Consider the following 11,302-nt stretch of genomic DNA (forward strand, 5'->3'; position numbering starts at 1 on the left):
CCATGACAGTGGTAGTCAGCATATCGTCGGCAATGCCGTTTGCTATCTTGCCTATAACATTTGCGGAAGCAGGAGCTATCATTACCACATCTGCTTTTTTTGCGATAGAAACGTGCTCCACGCTGTACTCGAAATTCCTGTCAAACGTATCAATAAGGCACTTGTGCTGAGTGAGAGTCTCAAAGGTGAGCGGATGAACGAAGTTCAGCGAATTCGGCGTCATGGCAACATGAACGTCAGCCCCCAGCTTTGTGAGCATACGCGCAAGATTGCATATTTTGTATACAGCTATAGAGCCTGTGACTCCAAGTAAAACAGTTTTTCCCGTAAGCATTTCATTCACCTCATATATGCAGCTCGTTGGGGCATTCCTCGCCCTTGTGGCAAGCTATAATGTTATTCACCGTAGTTTCGGCGATATTGCTGAGAGCCTCTTCCGTGAGGAAGGCCTGATGCGAAGTAACTATGACATTAGGCATGGATATCAGACGCGCAAGAGTGTCGTCTGCGATGATGTGACCCGAGAAGTCCTGGAAGAAAACGTCTGCTTCCTCCTCGTATACATCGAGGCAGGCAGCCCCTATCTTACGTGCTTTTATGCCTTCAAGGAGAGCCTCCGCGTCGATGAGGGCTCCTCTTGAGGTATTGATGATAACAACGCCCTTTTTCAGCATTTCAACTGACTTGCTGTCTATCATATGATAGGTCTCGTCTGTGAGAGGGCAGTGGAAAGAGATTATATCGCTGCGGCTGAAAAGCTCGTCCAGCTCAACGTATTCGATATCGCTGTCTTTGGCGGGGAATTTATCGTAGGCAATGACGTTCATGCCGAAGCCGCGGCAGATATTGATAAATATGCGTCCTATCTTACCTGTTCCCACAACACCCACAGTTTTACCGTGAAGGTCAAAGCCTGTAAGTCCGTTCAGCGAGAAGTTATGATCTCTTGTGCGTATATAAGCCTTGTGTACTCTGCGGATAGAAGTGAGCAGCAATGCCATAGCGTGTTCCGCAACAGCATAGGGCGAGTAAGCGGGAACGCTTACGACCTTCAGCTTATCCTTAGCGTACTTGATATCCACGTTGTTATAGCCTGCACAGCGGAGCGCAAGCACCTTTACTCCGAGAGCGCAGAGCTTGTCGATAACGGCAGCATTAACGGTATCGTTAACGAAAACGCAGGCAGCCTCGCATCCCTTTGCCAGCTCGGCGGTATCCTCGTTGAGCTTAGTCTCATAAAACTTGAATTTTATGTTGTTTTTCTTTCCGAACTTCTCAAATGACGGAGTATCATACGGCTTTGTATCAAAAAAAGCAACTTTCATCATATCACCTTCCTGTTATGGGTACATTAAATATGAAGCTCTAAGAACGATCTTAGAGCTGTTTACATTTATTATTTTAAGTAGCGCGTATATTATACTATCTCCGCGAACACTCCCGCAAGAGAAGCGATATAGGTCTTCTGGACTGTTTCTGCGGGTATGACCTCGCCGTTGATCTCAATGTCCTTTGTAGCGCAGGCGTCGGCAACGAGAGTTACCGCATAGCCGTGATCCATAGCGGCACGGACAGTGGTATCAACGCACATATGTGTCATCATACCGCAGACTATGAGCTTCTCCACGCCGAGGCTGCGTAAACAGTCGTTCAGCTCTGTTCCGAGGAAGCTGTTGGGGCAGTACTTGTTAATAACGATATCGTCTGGTCGCGGAGCTATCCTTTCGGATATCTCGCAGCCGTAGGTACCCTCGTTGAAAAATGCATCATCATCAGGATTGATGTGTTTTACGTAAATGATGGGACGTCCGATCCTGCGGCTCTCGGAAATGAGCTCAACAATGCGGTCCTCAGCCTTTCGCGGATCGTGGAGCATACAGGCTCCGCCCTCGAAGTAGTCGTTCTGTACGTCGATTATCAGTAAAGCTTCTTTCATATACATATCTCCCTTAGTTTGTTATCTTTCTTTTTTACATAATATGTAAAAACAACTTTTAAATAGTATACCATATTGGAGCGCTTGTGTCAATCTGTTGCACAGTGGTAATAATAACGAAATCTTATGCATATATGGTAATAAAAATGTAAAGTAAGCAAAATAACATAAAAAACAGGGCATCTTCAGATGCCCTGTTTGCTTATCATACCTCGGGGAGAACGACGTCTCCGTTTTCGTTGGTAACTATCTCAGGCGCTGCTGTTTCGGGCTCAGTCACCTGCTCTGTGGGAGCGGCGGGACTTTCGGGCTCGGCATTGGCAGTGGGTACTTCAGCTGATGCAGCTTCTGTTTCCGCAGCTGTTGTCTGCTCGGCAGCTTCTGTCTTATTTTCTTCTGCGGCACTTGCTGCTTCTGTAGCTGCCTCTGTTGCAGCAGCAGTAGCTTCTTCTGCTTTCTGAGTTTCAGCGGCAGAGTCATATGTGTTGGTTTCACCTGTGTAGCTGGTAGTTTCAACATTGCATGAGCACAAGCTGAGTAAAGATACTAAAAGTACTGCTGTGGTTTTTATTTTCATTTTCATACACTCCTTTTTATATTAGCGTAAATAGGGCGAGACTATTGTCTCGCCCAAGTGTCATTAACCAACTTCAGGAGTAGTAACGTCATCGCTAGGACTTGTTGTGATAACGTCCTCTACATCGAATTCGGTAACTTCCAATTCAGGTGTAAAATACTTTTTCATTGTAAAACCTCCCTATTACTTAGTGTTTTTGTAATTTATAGTTGCCTCATAGTACTTGTAGAGTGAGGAAACTGCGTTCTTTGATACAGCATTATAGCTGTCGCTGTTGAGTACAGCGTATACGTATGAAAGTGCAGATACAGAGTATGTGCTTACTCCGTTTGCAGTTGTTATCTTTATGTTGTAGATATCGCCGAGCTTATGAGCAGAGATCTTTGAGATAACTACCTTGTAGCGGCCGTCTGCTTCCTTTGAAACAGTATACTCATCCGAGCTGAGGCCCTCAACGCTGATCGCAGTGCTTCCTGTGTAGCTCTTGGCAGGAGCAACGAAAACATTGAGTGAAGTCTCTGCTGCAAGTGAAAGTGAATAGGTTATCTTATCAATATCCTTTTCAACGATAGAAGCCTTGCGCTCGTAAGGAGCTGCTGCTTCCCTTATAGCGCTGTAGTCGTAAGAGTCAGCGTAATACTTTGTCATTTCAGCGTGATCCTCACCGACTGTCCAGTTGTTGGCAGCTGCGAGCATCGGCTGAGCATAGTGACCGTAGTCTGCGATGGAGCGGATAAGCTCGAGTGACTCCTTGCTGAAGCTTGATGAGAGGCTCTCTACCTTGTTGATGTAATCGAGTACAGAGTAGGTCTTTGTTACAGTCTCATCGCCGTAGTGGAATACAACGCTGATCTGGTCTGCCATCTGAACCGAGTTTACATAGCAGGTAAATCCGTAGTAAAGGCCTGACTGGTTCATGAAGCTCGGATCGAAGGTATCCTTAGTAGTCGTGCCGTTTACAGTGAATTCAGCATAGCTTGCAGCCTTTTCCTCATCTGTGAGCATTGAAAGGTCGAGGTAGAAGTTTACGCCGATCTGTCCGCTGAGAACGAGGTTCTGAGTTTTGAATGTTGGCTTTGGAACAGTCTCTGCCGGGAGAGTAATATCCTCCTCGGTAACTTCCTTGTAGCCGTTTGTATAGCCCTCGGCAGGTAAATACATCTTGCCGTCAGCTGTTGTGTAGTATTCGATATTTCCGCAAACGCCGTATGCAGGAGCAACTGCGGGCACCTTTGTGAGCTCGCTTGCAGCAGCTATTTTAAGAGCCTTTGAAGCTGAACCTGTGCAGTTTCCGAGGCCTGCGATCTCGAATGTGAATTCGCCGCTCTTGCTTGTTGAGCTGCTCGAAACGATCTTATAATCCTCGCCTTCGGTAAGAGCTGAAACCTTTCCGTCAGCACCTTCAGCGACTACGCTTACATAGTTGTTGGGATAAGCCTTGCCGTCCTTGCCGAGAGTGATAAGGTCAACAGCGGGAACGATATTTTCGGCTGTCAACTCATAAGTGCCGATATCGTGTACTATTGATGATATGAAAACGGTATCATCGTAATCGTCAAATGCCGCAAACTCGGGATTGTATGCAACATAGTACAGATAGTCGCTGCCGTAGGGCTTTATCCACTTGATAGTCTCGTCAGACTCAAGAACAGCCTTTAAGCGCTCTGCCTCTGCGGGGGCGATATCCGGATTTATGGTCAGTGTGAAGTCATTGACAGTGAGAGCTGAAATGTCAGCCGAAACGCCCTTCTTTGCCTTGCAGGTAAAGAGCGAATTCGTGTCATCATAAGAACCGTCCCAGCCCTTGATGAATACGCCGAGCTCGGGATGCGGGATCTCGAAATCGTATCTGAAGCGGTAGTTCTTCTGGTTGTATTTGAAGTTGCCTACATTTTCTGTTACCTTGAAATCATTTTCGAAGCATTCAAACCAGAGAACGTCGTTTGAGTAAACGGAGCAGTTCTTTTCTACCCAGTACTGCTTTCCGATATTTGAGAAGTTCATGTTCTGGTTTATACGATAGCCGTTCTCGACTGCTATTGACTTGTCGAAGTATCTGTCGAACTGCATGAATGCCTTTGTTTCGGTATAATCACACTTTTCGCAGCTGTTTGAGAACTGGATGAAAGCAGCGTCGAGGAAATGGCAGGTCTCCTGATTGTTCTCGTTTGTGGGGTCGTTTTCGTGTCTGTACTTTGCATATACAGTATGTGTGCCTTCGCCGAGAACAGCGCAGCCTGTATCTCCGTTGCTGACATTGCGGGCTAATTCCTTGCCGTCAACAGTGATGTTGAGGTAGTCGATATTCTCCTCGCATGATACCCAGTAGTTGAGGTAAACGGAATGTCCTCTTGATACATTTACCGTCCATGTGGTCTCAGCCTGTTCCTGTTTTTTGCTGCCGTAGTTGTTTGACATCCAGAGGTTATTGCCGAGTCTTGAGTCATCCACCTTGTCAAAGTAGTAGGTCGAATTTGATCTTACAGAAACATTCACATCTGCAAGGTCGTGAGCTTCCGTTTTTCCGTCTGCAAGAGTATGGCTGTCCGCACCGTTTGAAGTGCTGTCATACTTCTGTGTGAAAACTACTTCCTTTTTGCCGTATACGAGGTTTTCGTACTGGTATGTATTGCCTTTTGGAGAATTGAAGGTATATATATAGTTATTATCTTCAAATGCCTCGCTTGTGATGTCGTCAACATGGGGGGTTCCGTTTATCTTCTGTCCGTCCTGATTCCACTGTAATGGGAAGTTTATCTTTACAGGGCAGTATATTGCCGTGATGTCACCGTCTAAAGAAGTTGTCTTGCCGTTTTGGATCTCCATGACATAGGGTCTGCCGTCATGCTGATCATTGTAGGCGATAGTCAGTGTTTCGCCTGTGGCATTTTTTATCTTGCCGTATACATGGATACTGTTCTTTGTGCCTGTTGCGCTTGCAGAAAGAGTTGGTCTGGTAGAAAGAATACCTACATTAGCAGGAAGAGAGTACGTAGCCAGTGAGAGAACTGCGAGAGCGCCAGCAGCAGCTTTCCTGAAAGAAGCCTTACTTGACTTAACCATTTTGTTTTCCTCCAATTAAAATAATATTAATAAAGTCTTGTCTGTGCTGACGAGTGGTGATACCACTATGCTTCTCATCTTTACAGATAAATATGAAAAGCGCACTCATTAGGGTAGGGAAAGCCTTAATCAGTACGCCTTTGAAACTAAGTTGATTGGTGAGAGGATATAGTTAGACCATGCATTATATGAAAAGCTGTACAGCATTTGCATGGAAACATCACCCCCAATTAAATTTCCAGTGCTTTATGAAAATATTTGCAACTGAAACAATTATATCACGTTTTAAAACGCTTGTCATTCCTGTTTTCTTATAATTCATAGTTTGTTCATAATTATCGTACATTGATGACAAAGGTGTGCTATCCAAAGCGTATAATTTAGTACAAATATTACCGAAAAAGGAAGCTCTTGGGTTAGCACACTCTTACAGAAAAGCATTTTTGTTGCGAATTATCGTAATTTTGTATATTTGATATAACAATTCCGCAGAATAAAACAGACATCGGCTTGCCTGCGTGATTCTCTTTATCTGCTTGCCATATGGATGTTAAAATGCAGGCTGCCTTCAAGCGTGCCGAGTTTTTCCTTATGTTCATTGATAACAGATATAAGTTCGTCGGCAGTCTCGTCGGAGAGCCTTTTATAAACATTCTGATAACGCAGCGAACCGGCAATTTTGCCTTTCAGTGCCTCATCAAGGCTGTCGTCAGCGTACACCTTCACAAGATAGATCATTCTTTCCCAGTCCGTCTGACGGCACAGCAGATTAACAAAACGTGCCCTGTGAGCTTGGTCAGTATGGCGCTGATATTCATTCCACAGGCTTTCGGGACTGTAAATGATGCGGTTCTCGGTAATAATACGATATGCTTCCCTGCTCATTCGGTCATCCTCGGAGCATAACTGTTCCCGGTATGTATCTTCTCCCTCAGCGCCCATGAGCTTTCCGTAGGAACGGAGAGCTTTTCTCGCTATGGCAGTATTATCCGAAGAGATAAAGCTTTTTACTGCTTCTGCGTCTGCCTTTGTGCCGTATATTCCGAGATCGGTAACAGCTATCGGTGCGTTTTCCGTGCCGAGAAGTCCGAGATAGTATTCACGTGCATCAAAGTCATTATACTTTTTTAATATATAAGCTGCCAGTGTTCTAACCTTTGACGATTTGTCCGTAAGGAGCTCCTCAAGTCCGTCCCATGCGCTTCCGAGGGACTCGTATTTTTTCAGCAGGACAGCATATCTTACATTGGGACATTTGTGGCGGATATACCTTTCATACTCGCTTTCTGAGCAGCCGAACCTGTCGAGCTTGTGCATGAGAACGCGCTCCTTGCTGCTTCCGAAGGGCTCATGTCCGATGATGTATTCAAGTATTTCCTCCCCGAAGAGCTCGTTCTCACAGCCGAACCTGTAGAAAGAATTCCTTACGTAAGTCTCTTCTCCGAGCAGCTGCCTGATATGCTCGGCGGTGAGCTCATTTTTTATTCTTCCGCATATTATGGAGAGTATATCCCCGAAATGCTTTTCGGATCGTCTGCGAGTGGAATGGAGCTTTTCAAGTATTGGAGTATCCTTTATTATATCACAGAGAGGACATTTCGGCAGGAGCTCATTCAGCAGCTCCGCGGAAGCCTTGCGTATTTCCTGTACCCAGTCGTTCATGCGTATGTAGAAATAGCGGAGATGACCGTGATAATTTACAAGCTTACACAGGCACTTCTCGCGGAAAAAGCCGTTATAATGGAATGTTCCGACGCAAAGCAGGGCAAAGTATTCCTCGTCTGACAAATGGGGATATTTTTCCCGTGTAAGGTCAGCCTGTGATACATCCTGTATCATCAGATAGTTTGAATGGCTGTAGTATGCAGAACCGCGGCAGTCGTCGGAAAAAGTATACCACTTCTTGGCCGAAAGGCTGTTCAGTGTTTCGAGCAGAGTCTGCGCTATGATCTTCTGATGCTTATGGTTTACGTGGAAGAAGTTCTCCAGCAGGAGCTGTGCATAGGTATATTTTCCGTCAAGAAGCTCATTTGCGGATAGTGTTATACGCTCCTCGCTTATCACGGGAGACTTGGGTACATATTCGGTCTTATTTGGAACAACAAGCTGTGCTTCTGGAGCAGCTTCGGTCTTTCTGCGCTTAAAAAAGCTGAACATATCTTTCACCTCGGTCAAATGCAAATTTACTTTATTATATATTATATATAGCAAAAAGTCAATCCGAAGGCGGCATATATGGCTGTAATACCCGAAAGATAAGCAGAAACTGTTGACTATTCCGAAGAAATATAGTATAATACTTTTAACGTGACCGATCAGTGCATAAACATATCAAAGCTTTTATAAAGGACATAATATTATTCATATAACAATATTATTTAAAGGAGGAAATATTATGGACGCAATTGAAAATCTGGTAACACGAAGAAGCATCAGGAAATTCAGATCGGATATGCCGCCGAAGGATATCATAAGTAAGGTCATCGAAGCAGGCACCTATGCTGCAACGGGCATGAACCGTCAGTCGCCAATAATCATTGCAGTGACGAACAAGGAGATTCGCGACCGCCTTTCCGCGATGAATGCTGCTGTAATGGGCATGAATAACGACCCGTTCTATAATGCGCCCGTTGTTCTTATAGTACTTGCGGACAAGGATATGTTCACATATCTTTACGACGGCAGTCTTGTTATGGGCAATCTCATGAATGCTGCTCACGCATACGGCCTGTCGAGCTGCTGGATACACCGTGCAAAGGAAGAGTTCGAGACCGAAGAGGGTAAGGCTCTCCTCAAAAAGCTCGGTATCGAGGGCAATTATGAGGGTATCGGACACTGTATCCTCGGCTATGCGGACTGCGAAGAGCCTGCTGCTGCCCCGAGAAAAGAAAACTACGTGTATTGGTGTGAATAAAACAAAAAGCAGGGAATATCCCTGCTTTTTTATTATGGCTTTCTTACTGTTTTGAGTATATATTCGTCATTGATAACGAGCCTGTTGCCGTGCTCCGCAATGGCTTTTTTTATTCCGCTGAAGAAATGTGTCCTGTAGGGCTCTTCAAGGGTGATATGGTCGCTGTGAGTGCCGATATACTGTACATACTCCTCGGCTGTGAAATCTCTCCTGCCGCGGAAGGCATGAGTTTCAAGGTCGGTATATCCGTAGTTCAAAGCGTTGTCGTATCCGAAGCGGCAGTTGCTGCTTTTGCTCACGGGTCTGAAGTACTCATCGTAGACCTTCTGTATATCGGCGTACATTTCGGGCTGGGGAGACTTCAGGTCCATACGCAGGAACATCATTGCGAGCATACCGCCCCTCCTCAGGAGCTCGAAGGTCTTGCTGAAGGCTTCTTTTTCGGGAAGCCACTGTATTGCCGCAGCGGAATAGATCATATCAAATCTTTCGCTGCCGAAGCCGTGAGTGATGAAATCGTCGTTTATCAGGCTGTAGTTCGGAGTATTTTTGTACTTTTTACGCAGGAAATCCGAGAGGTTGCTGCCGAGCTCTATGGCCGTGTAATCGCAGCCTGTTTCGAGTATGGGATCTGTAGCCTGTCCTGTGCCCGGACCGATCTCGAGCACCTTTTTGTCCTTTCCGATGCCGGCTTTTTCGATGAGAAGTCCGAAGAGCTCACGGCTGTAGTGAGGCCGCCATTTCTCAAACTGCTCGGGGATGGTGTCGAAAGATAATCTTAGTTCCATAGTACCTCCTTTTGAGGAAACGGTTGTAAGAAAAATGTTTTTTTATTATATCACATCACAGTCCGCAAGTCAACATAATTATGCAAACGGAATTTATAAGTTTTTGCGCTTTTTAATAATTAAGAAAGGAAGCTGAAAAAGCTCCTTTTTGTTTTGTATGAGAGACATGAATATTAAATATAAAACCTATGAATATAAAAAGTATTAAGCGATAGCACCTTTGTTTTATTTCAACATTATTTTGGTTTACTGTTTTATAATACTATTGTGCTATAATCCTCATAAAGTTTTCTGCGTAAAATGTTATAAAAAAGCTCAAAATGACAGAGAGTATATAAAAAATCTGTTGAAAGTTAAAGCAATATTTGATAAAATAGCAAAAAGCGGCTAAATTCGGTCAGTGATAGCAAGAAATGACTTGCCTTGTTCACAAAGGCGTAATAAAATAAGATTAAGAGCTGAGAAAAAGAAGGGACTCAAAAGTGTATAAAACTTTTGTGCTTTTTCTGAGCTGAGAAAAGGGAATCACAATTTAATAATTTTTAGAAAGTGAGGAATGATCACAATGAGAAAAGGCATCTTGAAGAAGATCGTCGGCGCAGGTACTACTGCTGTGATGATCGCTGCAAGTATTCCTGCTGTTCCCGCTACGGTCGTACATGGTGCTGACCAGCAGGTAAGAGGAAATATCGGCGGCTTCGATTATGAGATGTGGAACCAGAACTATACGGGTCAGGCTTCAATGAACCCGGGGGCAGGCTCCTTCTCCTGCTCATGGAGCGGAATTGAAAACTTCCTGGCTCGTATGGGCAAAAACTACGACAGCAAGAAGCAGAGGTACAATCAGATAGGCTCTGATATCACTCTGACTTACGATGTTGAGTATACACCAAGAGGAAACTCTTATATGTGTGTATACGGCTGGACAAGAAACCCTCTCATGGAGTACTACATCGTTGAGGGCTGGGGCGACTGGCGTCCACCCGGAGACGGTGCCGAGAGAAAGGGCAACGTAACACTGAACGGCAATACATACGATATCTGCAAGACGATGCGTTATAACCAGCCATCACTGGACGGTACCGCAACATTCCCGCAGTACTGGAGCATCCGTCAGACAAGCGGTTCACGGAATAATACAACAAACTACATGAAGGGCACCATCAGCGTAGGCAAGCACTTTGACGCATGGTCAAAGGCAGGTCTCGATATGTCAGGTACTCTTTATGAAGTATCTCTCAACATTGAGGGCTACAGATCGAACGGTTCTGCCAATGTTAAGAGCCTCGCTGTATACGAGAACGGTATCGGCGGCGGTGGCGGCGGCGGAGAAGAATACGTCGAAACACCTAAAAAGACAGTAGAGCCCGATGAGAACGGCGACTACTTCACAAGCACATTTGAAAGCGGCGCAGGCGACTGGACAGGAAGAGGAAGCGCTTCTGTTGAAACAAACAGCAAGAACTTCTACGATGGCTCCAAGTCACTCTACGTTTCGGACAGAGCAAACGAGTGGAACGGCTGTGCTATCCCGCTGGATTCAAATGCTTTCGTTCCCGGCGAGACATACAGCTTCAGCGCAGCAGTTCTTCAGAACTCAGGCAGCACTGTAACTCTTCAGATGTCACTCCAGCAGGGCGACGGCAACGGCGCCGCTTATACACAGATCGCTGACTGCACCGCAAAGAGCGGTGAGTGGACAAAGCTCGAGAATACAAAGTTCACTATCCCGTCAAATTCGGGTGACCTTATTCTTTATATTGAAACTCCCGAGAATTCGGGCGACCTCTGCGACTTCTTCGTAGACGCAGTTCAGGCTTCAAAGTCAGGCAAGTCCTCATCTGTTGAAACAGGCAAGGGCACAGTAGGCGACACGTCCACCGGCGGTGGCGGCGGCGGTGATGAGACCGGCGGCGGCAGCTCAGGCGGCGGAGAGGGCGTAGCGGCTCACCAGAACCTCAACTACAAGTACGAAAAGGGCGGCAGCGGCTTTAAGGATGTCATGGGACCTTACTTCCGCCTCG

General features: G+C 45.6%; 9 protein-coding genes. 2 read left to right on the forward strand and 7 right to left on the reverse strand.

The annotated features are described in order from the left end of the window. From Q0R37_RS12820 to Q0R37_RS12845, 6 genes are all read right to left on the reverse strand, one after another. The coding region (locus Q0R37_RS12820) for a flavoprotein (protein WP_294754891.1) at positions 1–334 on the reverse strand (334 nt) is incomplete at its 3' end. Between the two features lie 10 nt (positions 335–344). Continuing rightward, positions 345–1,328, reverse strand: coding sequence for a 2-hydroxyacid dehydrogenase (locus Q0R37_RS12825; RefSeq protein WP_366517438.1), 984 nt, complete (start codon positions 1,326–1,328; stop codon positions 345–347). Between the two features lie 89 nt (positions 1,329–1,417). Continuing rightward, complete coding sequence (locus Q0R37_RS12830; protein WP_294754892.1) at positions 1,418–1,936, reverse strand: cysteine hydrolase family protein; 519 nt, start codon at positions 1,934–1,936, stop codon at positions 1,418–1,420. Between the two features lie 205 nt (positions 1,937–2,141). Beyond that, a complete protein-coding gene (locus Q0R37_RS12835) occupies positions 2,142–2,513 on the reverse strand; it encodes a hypothetical protein (RefSeq protein ID WP_294754893.1) in 372 nt (123 codons plus the stop codon). Between the two features lie 183 nt (positions 2,514–2,696). Beyond that, a complete protein-coding gene (locus Q0R37_RS12840) occupies positions 2,697–5,576 on the reverse strand; it encodes a hypothetical protein (protein WP_294754895.1) in 2,880 nt (959 codons plus the stop codon). Positions 5,577–6,104: 528 nt separating this feature from the next. Next, positions 6,105–7,733 (reverse strand): HEAT repeat domain-containing protein, encoded by a 1,629-nt coding sequence (locus tag Q0R37_RS12845; RefSeq protein WP_294754897.1) that lies wholly within the window; start codon positions 7,731–7,733, stop codon positions 6,105–6,107. A 238-nt stretch (positions 7,734–7,971) separates the two neighbouring features. Between Q0R37_RS12845 and Q0R37_RS12850 the strand changes: the two genes are divergently transcribed. Next, positions 7,972–8,490 carry a nitroreductase gene (locus tag Q0R37_RS12850; RefSeq protein WP_366517439.1) on the forward strand — a complete coding sequence of 173 codons (519 nt, stop codon included), beginning with the start codon at positions 7,972–7,974 and terminating at the stop codon, positions 8,488–8,490. Between the two features lie 32 nt (positions 8,491–8,522). Here Q0R37_RS12850 and Q0R37_RS12855 read toward each other — a convergent pair whose 3' ends face one another. After that, a complete protein-coding gene (locus tag Q0R37_RS12855; RefSeq protein ID WP_294754899.1) occupies positions 8,523–9,278 on the reverse strand; it encodes a class I SAM-dependent methyltransferase in 756 nt (251 codons plus the stop codon). A 565-nt stretch (positions 9,279–9,843) separates the two neighbouring features. Here Q0R37_RS12855 and Q0R37_RS12860 point away from each other — a divergent pair. Then, positions 9,844–11,302, forward strand: a 1,459-nt coding sequence (locus tag Q0R37_RS12860; protein WP_294754901.1) for a glycoside hydrolase family 11 protein, incomplete at its 3' end; no start/stop codon positions are given.

Origin of the sequence: uncultured Ruminococcus sp., assembly GCF_946415235.1 — a bacterium.
Lineage (GTDB): Bacteria > Bacillota > Clostridia > Oscillospirales > Ruminococcaceae > Ruminococcus.